The sequence below is a fragment of the Bradyrhizobium sp. B025 genome (assembly GCF_042257955.1).
GTDB classification, from domain to species: Bacteria; Pseudomonadota; Alphaproteobacteria; order Rhizobiales; family Xanthobacteraceae; genus Bradyrhizobium; species Bradyrhizobium diazoefficiens.
The window spans coordinates 8,010,439-8,026,912 of the sequence record NZ_CP170150.1; the positions used below are offsets into that span (position 1 = coordinate 8,010,439).

10 protein-coding genes, 1 tRNA gene and 1 pseudogene are annotated in these 16,474 nt (G+C 64.0%); 8 read left to right on the forward strand and 4 right to left on the reverse strand.

All coding sequences use genetic code 11. From position 1 onward, the window contains the following. Positions 1 to 143 precede the first annotated feature (143 nt). Both ACE10W_RS37860 and ACE10W_RS37865 read left to right on the forward strand, forming a co-directional pair. Positions 144 to 4,967 carry an NAD-glutamate dehydrogenase gene (locus ACE10W_RS37860; protein WP_304549079.1) on the forward strand — a complete coding sequence of 1,608 codons (4,824 nt, stop codon included), beginning with the start codon at positions 144 to 146 and terminating at the stop codon, positions 4,965 to 4,967. 13 nt (positions 4,968 to 4,980) lie between these two features. Next, positions 4,981 to 5,301, forward strand: coding sequence for a hypothetical protein (locus ACE10W_RS37865; RefSeq protein WP_304549081.1), 321 nt, complete (start codon positions 4,981 to 4,983; stop codon positions 5,299 to 5,301). A gap of 176 nt (positions 5,302 to 5,477) precedes the next feature. Here the strand turns inward: ACE10W_RS37865 and ACE10W_RS37870 are convergent, their stop codons facing one another. After that, positions 5,478 to 6,380 (reverse strand): hypothetical protein, encoded by a 903-nt coding sequence (locus ACE10W_RS37870; RefSeq protein ID WP_304549083.1) that lies wholly within the window; start codon positions 6,378 to 6,380, stop codon positions 5,478 to 5,480. 180 nt (positions 6,381 to 6,560) lie between these two features. On the opposite strand from ACE10W_RS37870, the pseudogene ACE10W_RS37875 reads away from it, so the two are divergent. From ACE10W_RS37875 to ACE10W_RS37885, 3 genes and pseudogenes are all read left to right on the forward strand, one after another. After that, positions 6,561 to 6,760 (forward strand): annotated as a pseudogene (locus ACE10W_RS37875) (transposase); the annotation flags it as partial. 250 nt (positions 6,761 to 7,010) lie between these two features. Beyond that, positions 7,011 to 8,717: an ethylbenzene dehydrogenase-related protein gene (locus ACE10W_RS37880; protein WP_304549084.1), complete on the forward strand. Its 1,707-nt coding sequence runs from the start codon at positions 7,011 to 7,013 to the stop codon at positions 8,715 to 8,717. Positions 8,718 to 8,864: 147 nt separating this feature from the next. After that, on the forward strand, positions 8,865 to 9,875 hold the full coding sequence (locus ACE10W_RS37885) for a 2Fe-2S iron-sulfur cluster-binding protein (protein ID WP_304549086.1): 1,011 nt from the start codon (positions 8,865 to 8,867) through the stop codon (positions 9,873 to 9,875). A gap of 30 nt (positions 9,876 to 9,905) precedes the next feature. Here ACE10W_RS37885 and ACE10W_RS37890 read toward each other — a convergent pair whose 3' ends face one another. After that, positions 9,906 to 10,709 (reverse strand): PstS family phosphate ABC transporter substrate-binding protein, encoded by an 804-nt coding sequence (locus ACE10W_RS37890; RefSeq protein ID WP_028175476.1) that lies wholly within the window; start codon positions 10,707 to 10,709, stop codon positions 9,906 to 9,908. A gap of 238 nt (positions 10,710 to 10,947) precedes the next feature. On the opposite strand from ACE10W_RS37890, the gene ACE10W_RS37895 reads away from it, so the two are divergent. Further along, entirely contained in the window at positions 10,948 to 13,569 is a 2,622-nt protein-coding gene (locus ACE10W_RS37895; RefSeq protein ID WP_304549088.1) for an EAL domain-containing protein, read from the forward strand. Positions 13,570 to 13,671: 102 nt separating this feature from the next. Here the strand turns inward: ACE10W_RS37895 and ACE10W_RS37900 are convergent. After that, positions 13,672 to 13,748, reverse strand: a tRNA-Arg gene (locus ACE10W_RS37900). Positions 13,749 to 14,017: 269 nt separating this feature from the next. Next, the gene (locus ACE10W_RS37905) at positions 14,018 to 15,517 is read right to left on the reverse strand and encodes a HAMP domain-containing sensor histidine kinase (RefSeq protein ID WP_028175987.1); all 1,500 of its coding nucleotides are present in this window, start codon (positions 15,515 to 15,517) and stop codon (positions 14,018 to 14,020) included. A gap of 379 nt (positions 15,518 to 15,896) precedes the next feature. Here ACE10W_RS37905 and rpmH point away from each other — a divergent pair, with 379 nt between their 5' ends. Both rpmH and rnpA read left to right on the forward strand, forming a co-directional pair. Further along, complete coding sequence (gene rpmH, locus ACE10W_RS37910; protein ID WP_008542748.1) at positions 15,897 to 16,031, forward strand: 50S ribosomal protein L34; 135 nt, start codon at positions 15,897 to 15,899, stop codon at positions 16,029 to 16,031. 27 nt (positions 16,032 to 16,058) lie between these two features. Next, entirely contained in the window at positions 16,059 to 16,457 is a 399-nt protein-coding gene (gene rnpA / locus ACE10W_RS37915) for a ribonuclease P protein component (protein WP_271553970.1), read from the forward strand. The last annotated feature ends 17 nt before the right edge of the window (positions 16,458 to 16,474 follow it).

A 16,474-nucleotide genomic window follows, 5' to 3' on the forward strand; every position in this document is an offset into this window, starting at 1 on the left:
CTGCGCGCCATGGCGGCTTCGGGATGCTAGTATCGCGAAGGCCGCAAGACCGACGCGATTGAAATACGGTCGAGACGATGGCGCGCGAAGAGACGCACTCCAAAAACAACGCCTGACCGCACTTGCGGTTCGTCGGCCGGGATATGGAGGACGCTATGGCATGGCGCGACGACAAGGCCCGGGCAACTCTGATCCACGACGCGGCGCAAAGCGTGCAGCCGGGCAGGGCCCCCCGGACCTTTGCCGAGCTTCTGTTCGGCTACACCAATAGCGAGGATCTCGCCAACTACGATGCCTCCTCGCTTGCCCTGCTGGCGGAGCAAGCCTGGGAGCACGTGCAGCGGCGCACGGCCGGTCGTGCCGATATCCGCATCGTCAATCCGATGATGCCGGATGGGCGCGAGATTTCCGTGCTCGAAATTCTCAACGACAACATGCCCTTCCTGTTCGATTCCACCATGGCGGAAATCGCCGAGCAGGGCATCGAAGTCACCCTCGTCGCTCATCCCATCATCGCGGTGGAGCGCGATGACCAGGGCAAGCTGCTGCACTTCTACGGTGAAGCCCTCCCAGAGGGAGCAAAGGGCGCGCGCGAGAGCCTGATTCACCTCCACATCACCCGCCTGGACGCCGACGCCGACCGCGACAGGCTGATTGACGGCCTCACCAGGACGTTGAGCGACGTGCGCGCCTGCGTCGTCGACTGGCGCGCCATGCGCGATCGGGTCGAGGACGCGATCAAGACTTTCTCGTCCAATCCGCCGCCGCTGCCGATCGACGAGGTCGCCGAGGCCAATCAGTTCCTGCAATGGCTGTGCGCCGACAATTTCACCTTTCTCGGCGTGCGCGAATATCGCTTCTCGCCCGACAGCGATGGGTCGGACGACATCACGACCGCCGAGGGTCTCGGCATCCTGCGCGATCCCGATGCGAAGGTCCTGCGCCGCGGCAACGAAATGGTGGTGATGACATCGGAAATTCGCGAGTTCATGCGCGAGCCGACCCTGCTGATCGTCATCAAGGCCAATGTGAACAGCCGGGTTCATCGCCGCATCCGGATGGATTATGTCGGCATCAAGCTTTATGCGCCCGACGGCCGGCTCGAGGGCGAATTGCGTGTCGTCGGCCTGTTCACCTCGGGCGCGTATACGCGCTCGGCACGACAGATCCCCTATATCCGCCACAAGGTGACACGGGTGCTCCAGCGCGCCGGCTTCGACCCGAACAGCCATTCGGGCAAGGCCTTGATGCATATGCTCGAGGAATATCCGCGCGACGAGCTATTCCAGGTCGACGTCGACACCCTCTTCAATTTCGTCATGGAGATTTTGATCCTCTATGAGCGCCCCCGCGTCCGGGCGCTGGCCCGGGTCGACAAGTTCGATCGCTTCGTCTCCATCCTCGTCTTCATTCCACGCGACAAATACGACACCGACGTGCGCACGCGCGTCGCCAACTTCCTGGCGCAGGCCTACCGGGGGACGCTGTCGGCCTCCTACGTATCCTTCCCCGAAGGAGCATTGGCGCGCGTCCACTACATCATCGGACGTTATGAAGGTAAGACCCCCGCCGTCGAGCGCGCCGCGCTGGAAGCCGGGATCAGCGCCATTGCCGCGACCTGGGCCGACAAGCTGAAGGCCGCGCTGGCTGCGTCGACCGATGGCATGCGGGCGCGCATGCTCGCCAATCGCTATGCCCAGGCCTTTACCGGCGGCTATACCGAGGTATCCACGGCGGAACAGGCGATCGCCGATATCGCCACCATCGAGAAGCTCACCCCGGCCCGCCCGGTGACGATTTCGGTTCACCGCTTCGAGGAGGACGATCCCAGGCGCTTCGGCCTGAAGGTGTTCTCGGATGCCGCGCCGCTGTCGCTGTCCTATCGCGTGCCGGTGATCGAAAATCACGGCCTGCGCGTGGTCGACGAACGCACCTATCAGATCGTGCCCGGCAACAGGCCCGAGCCGGTATGGCTGCACGACATGACGATCGAGACCAGCGACGGCCAGCCGATCGAGATCAACCGGGAATTCAGCCATCGCCTGGAAGCCTCAATCATGGCGGTGGTCACCGATCGCGCCGAATCCGACGGATATAACGCCCTGATCCTGCGCACGGCCCTGGGCTGGCGGGAAGTCTCGACCATCCGGGCGCTGTCGCGCTATTTGCACCAGATCCGCGCTCCGTTCACCCAGGACTATATGTGGGAGACCTTGCGCAAGAACGCCGCGATCACAGCCAACCTCGTCGCGCTGTTCCAGGCCCGCCGCGATCCGCGCCTCGTCCTGACCGATCGCGAGCGTTCGGCGCGCGAGACAACTCTGCTTGCCGAAATCGAGGAGCAGCTCAAATCCGTCGCCTCGCTCGATGAAGACCGCATCCTGCGCCGCTTCACCAATCTGGTGCAGTCGACCATCCGCACCAATTTATGGCAGGTCGGCCGGGACGGACATCCGCGTCCGGTGATCTCCTTCAAGTTCGACGCGCGCAAGATCGAGGACCTGCCCCCTCCCCGACCACTCTATGAGATTTTCGTCTATTCAACCCGCGTCGAAGGCATTCACCTGCGCTTCGGCAAGGTTGCGCGCGGTGGCTTGCGCTGGTCCGATCGGCCGCAGGATTTCCGCACCGAGATCCTCGGCCTGGTGAAAGCACAGCAGGTCAAGAACGCCGTGATCGTGCCGGTCGGCGCCAAGGGCGGCTTCGTGCCCAAGCGGCTGCCGCCGCCCTCCGATCGCGAGGCGTGGCTCGCGGAGGGCACCGAAGCCTATCGCATCTTCGTTCGCTCGCTGCTCGAACTCACCGACAATCTCGACGGCGACGTCGTCGTGCCGCCCGACTTGACCGTGCGGCATGACGGCGACGACCCCTACCTCGTCGTCGCCGCCGACAAGGGCACCGCCACCTTCTCCGACATCGCCAATGCGATTTCGGCCGAGAAGAACCATTGGCTCGGCGATGCCTTCGCCTCCGGCGGCAGCCAGGGCTACGACCACAAGAAGATGGGGATCACGGCGCGCGGCGCCTGGGAAGCGGTCAAGCGCCACTTCCGCGAGCTCGGCACCGACATTCAGACCATGCCTTTCACCGTGGTCGGCGTCGGCGACATGTCCGGCGACGTTTTCGGCAATGGCATGCTGCTCTCGCCGGCGACAAAGCTGGTGGCGGCATTCGATCACCGCGACATCTTCATCGATCCCTCGCCTGATCCCTCGATCAGCTTCGCCGAACGCAAGCGCCTGTTCGACCTGCCGCGATCGAGCTGGCAGGACTACAACAAGACGCTGATCTCGCGGGGCGGCGGCGTGTTCTCGCGCACGCTCAAGGCGATCCCGCTGGCACCGGAAGTGCGCACCCTGCTCGATCTCGACAGGGAGCAGGCCACACCGTTCGAGGTGATGACGGCGATCCTGAAGGCGCGCGCGGACTTGCTGTGGTTCGGCGGCATCGGCACCTACATCCGGGCGTCGGCGGAGAGCGACGATCAGGCCGGCGACCGCGCCAATGATCCGATCCGCATCACCGGGACCGAGGTTCGCGCCAGGGTGATCGGCGAAGGCGCCAATCTCGGCGTCACCCAGCGCGGCCGCATCGAAGCGGCGCAGACGGGCGTCAAGCTCAACACCGACGCGATCGACAATTCCGCCGGCGTGAATACCTCCGACGTCGAGGTCAACATCAAGATTGCATTGGCGCGCCCCGAGCGCGAGGGACGCCTCAGCCCGGCTGACCGCAACACCCTGCTCGCCGCGATGACCGATGAAGTCGGCACGCTGGTGCTGCGCAACAACTACCTCCAGACGCTGGCGCTCTCGCTTGCCGAACGCAAGGGCGTGGCCGAGACCGGCTTCCTCACCCGCCTGATGCAGTCGCTCGAGCAGCGTCACCTGCTCAGCCGTGCCGTGGAATTCCTGCCCGACGATGCAGCGATCGCTGAGCGCACGAGGCGCGGCCAGGCCCTGACACGGCCGGAGCTCGCCGTATTGCTCGCCTACGCCAAGCTGACGCTCTACGAAGACCTGCTCCTCACCGGCGTGCCGGATGATCCTTATCTCGCCCGCAGACTGTCGCTGTATTTTCCGCGCGAGGTTCTCGACAAATTCCCGACCGCGGTCGAGCACCATCGCCTCCGACGCGAGATCATCGCGACCAGTCTCGTCAATGCCGTGATCAACCGCGGGGGCCCGGCCTGCATCGTGCGCCTGACCGACGAGACCGACGCCGATATCTCGACCATCGTCATGGCGCAGGTGGCGGTGGACGCGATCTACGAGCTCAGGCGACTCAACGACGCGATCGACGCGCTCGACACACGTATTGACGGGCAGTTGCAGCTCAGCCTCTACGCGACGATCCAGGATCTCCTGCTCTCCCGCATGGTCTGGTACGTGCGCAATGTCGATTTCAAGGATGGGCTGAGCGCGATCAACGCCCGGTTTGGCCCTGCCGTCCGCGAGATCGCAGCCTCCCTCGACGACGCCCTGCCGCCGGACCTGCAAGCCGCGCGCGGCAAGCGCCGGCAGGAGCTGACCGATGCCGGCGTCCCGACCGGCCTCGCCGGCGAATTGGCGGACCTCGACGCCCTGGTCTCGGCGCCTGACATCGTGACGGTCGCCGAGCGCACCGGCCGCAGCATCCGCGATGCCACTGCGACGTTCTTTGCCACTGAGGCCAATTTCCGTCTCGACCGCATCATCGCCGCCGCGCGCAGCGTGCCGGTCAGCGATCATTTCGAACGCCTGGCCATCGACCGCGCCGTCGAACTGATCGCGGCAGCCGAAAGACGCCTGACCGCAGATATGCTGGCAACCGGCCAATCCGGTCAGCAGGCCGTGGAGACCTGGCTTGCGGCTCATCCCGAGGCGACGCGCATCCGCCGCGCGGTCGAGGAGATTGCCGCCGGCGGCCTGACGCTCGCCAAGCTCATGGTGGCGGCCAACTTGTTGGGGGACCTTGTCAAAGCCTAGAGGGAGGAATCCAATGATTCACGCCACGTGCCATACCGCCGACAATGTCCGCTGTATCGAGTTCGATGCCACACCGTGGTTCAACGAGGCTAATGCTCCGAGCATCATCGATTTGGCCCAACGAGGATGGTCCAGCACGGCGATTGCAGAATCCCTCGAGCACCGACGTGGATACGAAGGCTTGCACGACCTCGTTGAGTATGCGGCGAAGCGACTGCAATCGGAATCCCTGGAGGACCCGACCTGGGAAACCTTCGAGTGCGTCGTCGATGGACCCGAGGCCGTCGCCTGGCTCGAGAAAAACCGGCCCAACGTTGTCGCAAGGATCCCATAGGCCAAGGCAAGCGCAGCAAAGGCCACAATTGATTGGCGGCATCGCAAACGAAGCGGAAATGGCGCGCCACGGCCGATGAAGATGGGCACTATTGTTTCGCTGTGCCACTGTGCGCAGTCTGACGCTCTATCCAGCCGAGCCACGGGCGCGTGCGCGTGCGCTGTCACGCGGCGCCGTTACAGTTTTCCATAGACTCGCCCGGCGACCGCCTTCAGGCGCTCGACCGAGCCGGACTCAGGATGCGGCTTGACCGGCGCGAACAGGATCGAAGCCTGCCTGCCGTTCTTCCAGACATAGATGTTGACGGCGTTGCCGTTGCCCTTGGTGCAGGAATGCTCGCCGAACGCTTCACTGCCGAGCTCGGGTATCGCCACGTGTTTGCACGGGCCCGTGCGCTTCATCATGCTGACGACGGTGTCGCGCGAGATTGCGATCACCGCGACGGTCATGGTGTTGGCCTCGCGATCGAACATCATGCAGCTGCCCGCGCCGGTCCGCTGGACCGTCAGCGTGCCCTTGTCGAGAAAGCCGTCGGCATCCGCGGCCGTGAGCCACTCGCAATTGCCGAACCGCTCGCTGCTCTTGCTTACATTCCCGATGGCAACGCGCGCGGCTTCGGTGATCGGTCCGAGCAGCGCATCGTCGGCACGCCGGCCGATCGGATAGACGCTGATCTGCAGGATGTAGTCGCCGGACAAGGCGACGACCGAGGCCTCCTGGCGCTGCGCGCCGGCGGCGCTCGTTCCGCCCTGGCCTTCCTCGCCGATCCCGGACACTGCGTTCAGCGGCATGCGCTCGCCGAGCGTCTTGACGAAGGTCGCGTACAATTCCCTGGCGCGGTCCTTGTCGGGATTGCGGAACACGGTCAGCATCATCGTGTCACCGCGCCCGGCCTGGTAGATGCAGCCGCGACCGTCCTGATTTGAAATCAGCGACCATGTGAGCGCCGGCATCGCACGGGCGAGCTCCTGGGCGCTGATGAACGGGCAGGTCTCGGCCGCGCGCACGGGAGCGACCGGAACGGCTGCGATTGCAAGGAACAGGGCGAGGCAGGAGAACAGACGATCGATAGGACGCATGGGACAACTTACCACCGCAAATGGCGCGCCATTCAGAACAAAGCCGAGAGCTCGTATATAATTGAAATTGTTATACAAATTCAAGCTGCTGGGAGGGTCGACTCACCGAAGGCTACCTACGTCCCCCAACGGTTTCCGCCGAGTTTATGATGGACGTGGTTTAGCGATCCGCCACCTAGCTTCTTCGGCGACCACGCCCATCTCGCCAAATCTCAATGCCTCGCAGCCTTTCTGGCGCCACTGCGCAAGCGGAGTGGGTCGTCTACGCAAAGCGGCCGTTCGGCGGGCCCGAGGCCATGCTCGCCGATCTGTCGCGCTACACCCACCGCGTTGCCATCGCCAACAGCCGCCTGATCGCCTTCGACCAGCAGGGTGTCACCGAGGGGGAGCAAAACTGCCCACCAGCAGAAACCTCGTGATGTTCGCGCGGATAGCCGACCGGAGACGAATTGTCGCGAAACGAGCAATCTCGCCAGACTTGATAACTTGCTTATGATATCGCGGAGGTAGCTTGTTCGCAGCTGCCCGCTTTTCTGGGAAGCGAAAAGCGGACGCTGTAGCTTTGCCGGTTTAGCGTGGGTAAGCTTTATGCAATTGAACAATGTCACCGCTCGAACGAACGCCGACGCCTTGACCGAGAGAAGCCTCGCTCAAACAAAGACTGGCGAAAGCCCGCCACGCACGGATGTCGGCACGATAACGCTCCATTGGGCGACCGCGCTCGCATTCGTCGTAAGCCTCGTTACCGGCATACGCATCGCAGCGGACGCGCTGCGCGCCCCCTTCTCGAAATGGCTCGCTCCGGTCCTGCCGCAGGGCGAGATCTTTTCCTGGCACTTCCTCGCGGGACTCGCCGTCTTCTTCTGCGGGTCGGCCTACGTCGCCTACCTCGCGCGCAGCGGCCTCGTCGAGCGCAACAGCCCCAAGAAGACGCGGATCCTCGCGATGCGCGCTCCAGCTCGCCTCAAATGGGGAGCCGTCAACATCATCCTGCACTGGTTCGTCTATGCGCTCGTGATCTTCCTCACGGGGACGGGCGTGATGATGTATCTCGGCTATGGCGGCTGGTGGGCCTATCTCCACTCGACCGCCGCCTTCGTCGCGCTCGTCTATATCTTCGCGCATGTCGTCGCGCATTTTCTCTATGGCGGCTGGCAGCAGATTTTCCGCGTGTTTCGGCCGGCGCCGCTCGCGATCACGAAGGCCGTGCGGCCGAGGCCTCTTCTCGTCGCCGCTGCGATCGGGGTGGCAGTCGCGTGCGGCGTCGCCGGGCTCGACTGGGCGACGCGCGATACGCTCGTCGTCGCGCGGGTGAGCGACGCGCCCAAGCTGGACGGCGCCATGGGCGATCCCGCCTGGTCGCGCGCGCGCCCCGTCTTCATCCGCACGCAGCAGGGTGCCAATCTCGGCGGATCGGGCGAATCGCTCGTGGAGGTGCGCGCCCTGCACGACGGGCAGAAGATCTATTTCGCCTTCCGCTGGGAGGACCCCACGCGCTCCCTGCGCCGCATTCCGATCATCAAGAAAGAGGATGGCTGGCACGTCCTCGACGAGCGTGCGGGCCTGCAAGACGCCGTCGACTTCTACGAGGATAAACTGGCGGTCATTTTCTCGGATAATCCATCGCTCGGCGGCGCAGGCGCGACGGATCTCGGCACCAACCCGCTGCCCGGCAAGCCGATGCCGATCAACGGCCGGGGCTTCCACTACACGACGGATGCCAGCTACATAGACATGTGGCAGTGGAAGGCGTCGCGCGGGGGCATGCTCGGGCGTGTCGACAGCCAATATATCGGCCCGCCCTACGCCCCGACCTTGGACGAGCAAAATTACGATGCCCGCTACCAAGGCGGCTATTGGAACAAGCCTGGTCGCGCTCTTTATTCGTATAACTTCAAGTTCATCCACAGGAACGACAAGGGGCCCGTCACGGTTCTGCGGCTTCCCAAGGACTGGAAGGCGCAGGTCGCAGCCCTCAGCAAATTCGATCTTAATCCCGACAGCAGCGACGACGAGAGCGGCCGCTGGTACATGTTCGACGGGGAGAGCGAACCCTACACTCCAGAGGCCGACGCGAGGATTCCCGTTGGCACGATCCTGCCCGGCGTGATTATTGCTGGCGACAACGAAGGAGAGCGGGCCAATGTCACCGGGGTTTCAAAATGGAGCAACGGACATTGGACGCTCGAGCTGACGCGCAACATGAAAAGCGATGGCAGATATGACAAAGCCTTCGTGCCAGCCCACGATCTCTACATGTGGGTCGCGGTCTTCGACCATGCACAGACGCGGCATGCGAGCCATAATCGCCCGGTGCGTGTCGTCACGCAGAACTAGGCGTCTCTTGGGGGGCGACGTGCTCGACCGGAGGCCACTACGGCGCGGCTGCGCTGAAGCATCGCTTCGCCCTCAACCGCGCATCGCATTCCGGCGCGGCGAGCAGCGGCCTGCCCGCAGGAATTCGCGGCGCCCAGAGGCCTCGCGATGAAGACGCATTGTCGGCTCGTCCTCAACGGCAAGCTCGTCGAAGCCCGCGCCGGCGAAAGCCTGATCGACGCGGCGCTCGGCGGCTCGATCCTCATTCCACACGACTGCAGATCGGGACAATGTCAGAGCTGCCGGGTGACGGTCGTTTCGGGCTCGGTCGATGACGGCGGCTCGGGCCATGGCCGCACTGTGCTCGCCTGCCAGGCCGCGGTCGCGGGCGATGCGGAGATCGAATTCGAAGAATTGCCGCTACCGATGAAGCGGGCGTGCGCCGTTACCGAGATCAACGAGCTCTCGCCAGAGATCGCCGAAGTCGTGCTGACGACCTCAGCGCCGCTCGAGTTTCGGCCGGGCCAATATGTGCGCGTCAAGTTTTCCGGCTATCCTGCGCGCGAGTTCAGCCCGACCTTCAGGCTCGATGGCTCCTTCAAGCAAGTCGAACTCGTCTTCCACATCCGGCGCCTGCCTGACGGCACGGTGTCGGGGCAGATCGGCAAGGCCATCAGGCCCGGCCATGCGGCACATGTGCAAGGCCCCTTCGGACAAGCCTATCTGCGACAGGGCCAGGGGCCGCTGGTGCTGGTCGCCGGCGGAGCAGGCTGGGCCCCGATCTGGGCGCTGGCCCGCTCGGCGCGTTCGACCCAGCGCAACCGCGAGATGGCGGTCGTCGCCGGCAGCCGGGATGCCGATAACCTCTATATGCTTCCCTCGTTGCAGTGGCTGATCGACGACGGTGTCCGCGACGTCATTGCGACGACGGAGGTCGGATCTACCCTGCCGATCAGGCCTGGGCGCCCATCGCACTACCTGCCTCTGCTCGGGCTGGAGGATACGGTCTACGTCGCCGGCCCCGTTGGTCTCGTCGATATCGTCAAGAACAAGGCACGCGCGGCCAATGCGCAATGCTACGCCGATCCTTTCCTGCCGAGCTCTCAAACCCCATCGCTGATGGACAAGATCACCCGTCTATGGCGAAGCCGGGAGCAGCCTCATCGCCCCGGTCTGTGAGCCGATGCCGAGCTAAGCAGCGCCGGCGGCTCACGGCTTGACGGGCAGACTACCGAGGCTGGTGATGACGTCGGCCGCCTTCTGGGTATCGGCAAAGCGTAGAAAGGCCAAGGCGTCCGGATCCTGCAACGTGCTTAAATAGATCAGCGCCAGCACCGCGCTCGAGGGATAATCCGCGTCGGTCGGGTAGTGGCCGTCCACGCGAAGCACTGTGAGCCCTTGTTCCAACGGCCGCGAGAAGGGGCCGAAGCCGATCGCGCCTTGAACATCGCGAACCGTCTCGATCGCTTCCTGTGTGGTCGTCGCCGTCTTCGATTTCTCGGTGATCTCGAGATCATGCCAGCCGGGCATGCTGGCCCGTAGCACGGTGAGAGTGCTGTCCTGGTCCTCGCGCCGCACGACGCGGATGCGCATATCGGCGCCGCCAAGCTCCTTCCAATTCGCGAGGCGGCCCGAATAGATCGCAACGAGCTGATCGCTTGTGACGGCACTCACTCCACAGCCGGGATGGACGATGAAAGCCGAGGGCAGGCGGGCGATCTCCTTGTAGACGATGCCGGAAGCCGCTTCGGCGTCGGTCAGGCGGCGTGCGACGCGCCCTAAGATCGCCTTGCCGGACCCCACGGCCGCGATGCCTCCGCCAGAACCGATGCTCGGCGGGACCTCGATCTGTGGCGATCCTTCCTGCTGCATGAAGCTCGCGGCGATGACGCGCAGGACATCGATGCCGTCTCCGGTCCCGACGATGTCGAGCCTGCGTGTTTCGGCGCTAGCGGCATTCACCCCCGCAAGGCAGAGGCCCAAAATTGCCGCCGTTATCCTCGAAAATGCCATGGCAAACCCCTTCGAAGCACGAGGTGCGCAATCTGGCAAAGAAACCTAAACCATCTGTTGTCGCAACGCCGTGCCTTTTGGAATCATCCGTGGCGGACAGAAAGTGAAAAGCACAAAATCTGACGGTTTAAAAAAACCATTTGCTAATTAACCGGCCACAAATAGACGATCAAATTGACGATTTTGGGTGTTCCACTCGCCTAAGGTTGGTGCCTGGAAGGGGCCTCAATGAGCGACATTGACCGGCCCCCATAAGTTCAGGGTGCTGGCGGTGGTGGCGACTGACCCGGATATGGCAGAGGCATCGAGGGCGCCGCCCCGCTGGCGTCGTTGGGCCGTTCCGTCCGGGATTCCGAGTTTCCCCTCGTCTATCGCCATGCGCCTTGTTGCCGTCGTGCTCGCGACCGGCGTCCTCGGGCTCGGCCTCATCGGCGGCTTGACGGCGCTACGCCTGCAGCAGCAACTGAGGCATCAGGCTGGGGCACTGGGTGAACTCTCAGAAGACCAGCTCGCTCATCGCCTCGACGGCGAGGCGCAGTTGGCGCGAGCGCGAATCGAGGTCCTGGGCGCAGAAACCGCATCTCGCCTGCGTCAGATCGCTCAGCGCGCCGATGTCGCCAAGGCGGTCGCCTCGAACAACGATGTGACTATCCGCGAGCTGCTCAGCATCGTTGCTTCGACCTCCGGCTTCGAAAGGCTGATCGCCTTCGACGAAACCGGTCGCGTGATCGGCGCCAACACGCCCCTCGACCTCCTCGCGCTCAACCGGGCGCTCGAGAGTACCGCTCTCTCTGTCAATCTCAACGCGATCCTCAAGGACAATAGCCGCTCGCACCCGCGGGGTGAGGAAGGCATCAATGAGTTCAAATTGCGTGAATTGTCAGCGCTCGGCCTGCCGCAGCGCCACACCATAGCGCACACCGCGACCGAGCCCGTGTTCGACGACTTCGGCGACCTCATCGGCGCGCTTGCCGCCATCCGACCGCTCGGCCGCACGGAACGGACTCTCGAGAACTTCACTTCGCTAGCCAATGCCGGCGTGGTCATCATCACGGGTGACAACGAGATCGTGTCTTCCGCGGGGCCTGAAGGGGTGAGATTCAGCGGCGCCAGGACGCGTTTGACCGGGCTGCAGCGCTCGGATGACGGCAACTACGTCGCGCGCTGTGTCGATTACGAGGCGACGCTCAAGGTGTGTACGTTCGCGAGCGCATCGCTGGTGACGACGACACGCGATCAGATGTTCCAGATCGGCGCATCCCATACGCGTTCGCTGATGTGGCAGTTCCTGGCATCCGCGGCGCTGGCGCTCGGTGCCTTGGTCGTCGCGCTATTGGCCGCCGTGAGGCACCTCACGAAAGGACTTTCAGCGCTCGCCAAGACCGCCCAGGAAATCGCGGGTGGCAATCTCGACGTTCAATTCCGCGCAACGGGCATCGGCGAGGTCCGCGGCCTCGGCCTCGCATTCGAGCGAATGCTGACGCATTTGCGGGCCAGCACTCAAAGAATTCGCCAGCTCGCTTTCTACGACACGGTGAGCCGCCTTCCCAATCGGGAGAAGATGCGCGTCGATGCGCCAGCGCTCATCGGCGCGGAAGAGGGCGCAGCGCTGTTCTTCCTCGACCTGGATGGCTTCAAATCCATCAACGACACTTTCGGGCACAAGGCTGGCGACGAGCTGCTCAGGATGGTGGCCGAGCGCTTGAGCAATTTGCTGACGTCCAAGGGCGCTGCCGGCAAATGTCTGCTCGCCCGGGTCGGGGGCGACGAGTTCGTCGCCATCATCGCTGGGGTGCAGACGGTCGAGGCCGCGAGCCTCAGTGCCCGCGAGATGATCGAGACGCTGCAGGTTTCCTTCAAGCTCCAGAGCAACCATGCAACGATCGGCGTCAGCATCGGCATCGCGATCTGTCCCACCCATGGCACAACCTATGACGATCTCCTGATCCGCGCCGACCTTGCGATGTACGTCGCGAAGAGCTCGGGACGCAATACCTACGCGTTCTTCACTCCGGATCTCGCAGAGGTCGCGCGTGCCCGCCATGCGCTCGAAACCGATCTCGCCCTGGCGATCCGCAATGAAGAGCTCGTCGTCCACTACCAGCCCAAGGTGTCCTGCGCGAATGGCCGCATCCTAGGGGTGGAGGCGCTGGCGCGCTGGCATCACCCGAAGGAGGGCGACATTCCTCCTCAGCGCTTCATCAAGATCGCGGAAGAGATCGGCCTCATCATGGAGATCGACCGCTTCGTGCTCAGGCGCGCGCTCGCCGAAATCGGGGGCTTGATCCGGGCCGGCTCGAACCTCGTGCTCGCCGTAAATGTCGCGGCGACGGAAATCGAAGACCCGCTGTTCATCAGGGATATCATCACGACCGTTCGCGAGGCCGACTTCCCGCCGCCAAACCTCGAGATCGAGATCACAGAGTCGGTCGCGATGCGCAATCCTGATGTCGTGCGCGAGAGAATAAGCCTGCTCAGGCAATTGGGCATACGCTTCGCAATGGACGATTTCGGAGCCGGCTATTCGAATCTTTCGACGATGGCGAGGCTCCCCTTCGACGCCGTGAAGCTCGATCGCACGCTCGTGGCGGGTGTCGCGGGAGACCGCGAAAAGCAGACGATTCTTCGCCTGGCGCTCGGACTTGCGGACGAATTGGGGTTCGAAACGGTCGTTGAAGGCGTCGAAACGGCCGAAGACCTTCGGTTCGCGGCCGAAAACGGCGCCACCATGGCGCAAGGTTATATTTTTTCTCCGCCGCTACCGCTCGAAGAGTTCGCCGTCCTGCTCCAGCCAACCCTTTTGGCGGTCGAACTGGTGCCCAGGCGAGACGGAGCGGAGCGGAAGACTATGATCCGCTGAGGCGTCGGCGCCAACCTCAGATGCCGATCGGGTATCAAATAGGCACCGATCCATACGAGAGCTCTGCAAGAGTTCGCGGTTCTGTACTGAATGGTGGGAAAATGGCGCGCCCGGAACGATTCGAACGTCCGACCCTCAGATTCGTAGTCTGATGCTCTATCCAGCTGAGCTACGGGCGCGTTTTTCGCGGACAGTGCGGGCTGGGCCCGCAGGCAGCCTCCGGACAGCGCCGGAGGGGTGCGAAAGAGCGCTCTGACTAACCGCTCTTGTCCCGATTGGCAAGGTCCGGGATGGGGAGATTTTGTAGAGAAATGACGACTTCGCCCGGGTCATTCCGGGCTCGCGAAGCGAGAAGTGCGGAATCTCGACCCCAAACCTCCGGATTCCGGGTTCGGCGCTTTGCGCCGCCCCGGAATGACGCCGTTGCTCGGCCGCTGACCGACTCGACTTACGCCCGCGCCCGCTCGTTGCGGATGGAGAGCAGTTCCACGGGACGGTCGGGGATGACGATCCGGAAGGTGGCGCCGATAGTGCCTTCGACCAGGTGGATGTCGCCGCCATGGGCGCGGACGAGCTCGGCGGCGATGGCCAAACCAAGCCCGCTGCCGCCGGGACGGCCCGATGTCTGGAACGCCTCGAACAGATGGTCCCGGGTCTTCTGGGGGACGCCGGGACCCGTGTCGGAGACCTCCAGGATGGCGACGGCGCCCTCGCGCTTGCCCGTGATCCGGATCTGCTGCGCGCCGCCGTCGCCGGAGGAATGACTTTCCAGCGCCTGGGCGGCGTTGCGGACGAGGTTGAGCAGCACGCGGAACAGCTGGTCGGGGTCGGCATCGACCGCGAGCCCGCGCTCGATCGCGGCGACCCAGGCGATCGAGGCATCGCTGGCAAGGCCGGCGGTCTCGCGCACCTCGAGCACGACAGGCTCGATCAGGATCATGCGGCGGTCGGGCGAGGCCTCCTGGGCGCGGCCGTAGGACAACGTCGACTGGCAGAAGGCGATGGCGCGCTCGAGCGAACGCACGAGCTTGGGCGCAAAGCGCTGCACCCGCGGATCCGGCACGCTGGCAAGCTGGTCCGACAAAAGCTGCGCCGACGCCAGCAGATTGCGCAGATCGTGGTTGATCTTGGAGACGGCGAGGCCGAGGGCGGCAAGCCGGCTCTTCTGATGCAGCATCGACATCAAATCGCGCTGCATGTCCGACAATTCGCGTTCGGCGACCCCGATCTCGTCGCTGCGCTGGCTCGGCACGATGATCCGCGCCGAGCTCTCGGGGTTTTCGTGGAAGCCGACCAGGCTCGCGGTGAGCCGCCGCATCGGCCGCACGAAGAGATAGTGGAGCGCGAGATAGACGAGGCCCGCGGTCAAGACCCCGATGATCAGCGCGACCACGACGACATTGCGGGAGAAGCGGTACATCGACTGCCGCAGCGGCAATTCGTCGGTCACGATCTCGACGAACTGGGCGTTGCCGACGCCGGGGCCGACGATGCGGATGGCCTGGTTGCCGGTCTCCAGCATCATCTGGATCGAGCCGGTGATCGCCTCCCATACGGTCATGTCGCGGAGATCAACGTCGTGCTCGATCGCGGCGGGCAGATTGTCGCTGGCGAGCAGCCGGCGCTGCTGGCCCATCTTGATGGCGACGGCGCGGGCATTGATGCTTTTCAGGATCTCGCGCGACAGCGAATCGGGAACCATGCCGAGCGGGGCGGCGTCGAGCACCAGCGCCGCCGTGTTGGCGGCGGCCACGCGGTCGTTCAGCCGGTTGACCCAGAAGTTGGCGATGGCGGGCACGTAGAGCAGGATGGCCGCGATCATCACCAGGGGGACCGTGAGCAGCAGCAGCTTGCCTGACAGCCCCAAGCCGGCAGGCCCACGCGGCCGCATCGCCGGCGGGTCCCGCTGATCCGTATCCTGGATCGGCTGGAGGTCTGTCGCTGCCACGAAATTCGTCCTCACTGACTTGGCCCGACTGAGTTGGCCGGTGAACGATCTGGCGGAGGAAGGATGCGGCCCGCCCCCGGTCCGGTCAAATTACGGATCGCTAATCTCCCAAGGTGGGATGTAGGCGCTGATAAGGCGAGTCGCCACCTCAACGATTAAAAACCCCGCACAATCAGCGATATTCAGCGCAATCCTGCGCTCTCGCGGCGTTGACGAAAAGGGAGCGCTCGCATATAAGCCGCCCGAATTGTCCGCGATGACCCGGTGTGACGCCGGGAGCGGCTCTCTTGGGGCCGAAAAAGGGCCCGTTTTGGGCCGCATCGTTGGGACTTTACCATCAATTCTACAGGCAAATTGCCCGGTCAGCGGAGAAAAACCCGTGAAGCGGACTTATCAACCCAGCAAACTGGTGCGCAAGCGCCGTCACGGTTTCCGTGCCCGTCTCGCCACTGCCGGCGGCCGCAAGGTTCTCGCCGCCCGCCGCGCCCGCGGCCGCAAGCGTCTGAGCGCCTGAGCCAGACCCCCTTTTTGGGATTTCATCATGGATCGGCTGAGGCAGCGGGCGGATTTCCTCGCCGTTGCCAATGGCGCGCGGGTGAATAGTCCCGCGTTCGTCCTGCAAAGCCGCCCCCGCGACGACAGCGGCCCGATCAGAATCGGCTTCACCGTCACCAAAAAGAACGGCAACGCCCCCGAGCGCAATCGCATCCGGCGCCGGCTTCGCGAACTCGTGAAGCGGCTCGAGCCGGTGTTAATGCAGCCCCATCATGATTATGTGCTGGTCGGCCGAAGGGACGCGTTGTCGCGCCCCTTCGCCACCATGCTCAACGATCTGCGCATAGCGTTCTCGAAGCCCGCGCGGCATACGGCCAAGGAACAGTCAAAGGGACGCGGCCAGAGGCCCGGCACCGCTCCTGCTGCCAGCCGCAAAACGGATTGATGACGAGACATTAGATG

What these genes read in the sequence shown, in the direction of transcription:
- ACE10W_RS37890 (WP_028175476.1), bottom strand. Translation starts at nt 10,709, where the DNA reads ATGGCATTTTCGAGGATAACGGCGGCAATTTTGGGCCTCTGCCTTGCG.
- ACE10W_RS37885 (WP_304549086.1), top strand. Translation starts at nt 8,865, where the DNA reads ATGAAGACGCATTGTCGGCTCGTCCTCAACGGCAAGCTCGTCGAAGCC.
- ACE10W_RS37860 (WP_304549079.1), top strand. Translation starts at nt 144, where the DNA reads ATGGAGGACGCTATGGCATGGCGCGACGACAAGGCCCGGGCAACTCTG.
- rnpA (WP_271553970.1), top strand. Translation starts at nt 16,059, where the DNA reads ATGGATCGGCTGAGGCAGCGGGCGGATTTCCTCGCCGTTGCCAATGGC.
- ACE10W_RS37870 (WP_304549083.1), bottom strand. Translation starts at nt 6,380, where the DNA reads ATGCGTCCTATCGATCGTCTGTTCTCCTGCCTCGCCCTGTTCCTTGCA.
- ACE10W_RS37865 (WP_304549081.1), top strand. Translation starts at nt 4,981, where the DNA reads ATGATTCACGCCACGTGCCATACCGCCGACAATGTCCGCTGTATCGAG.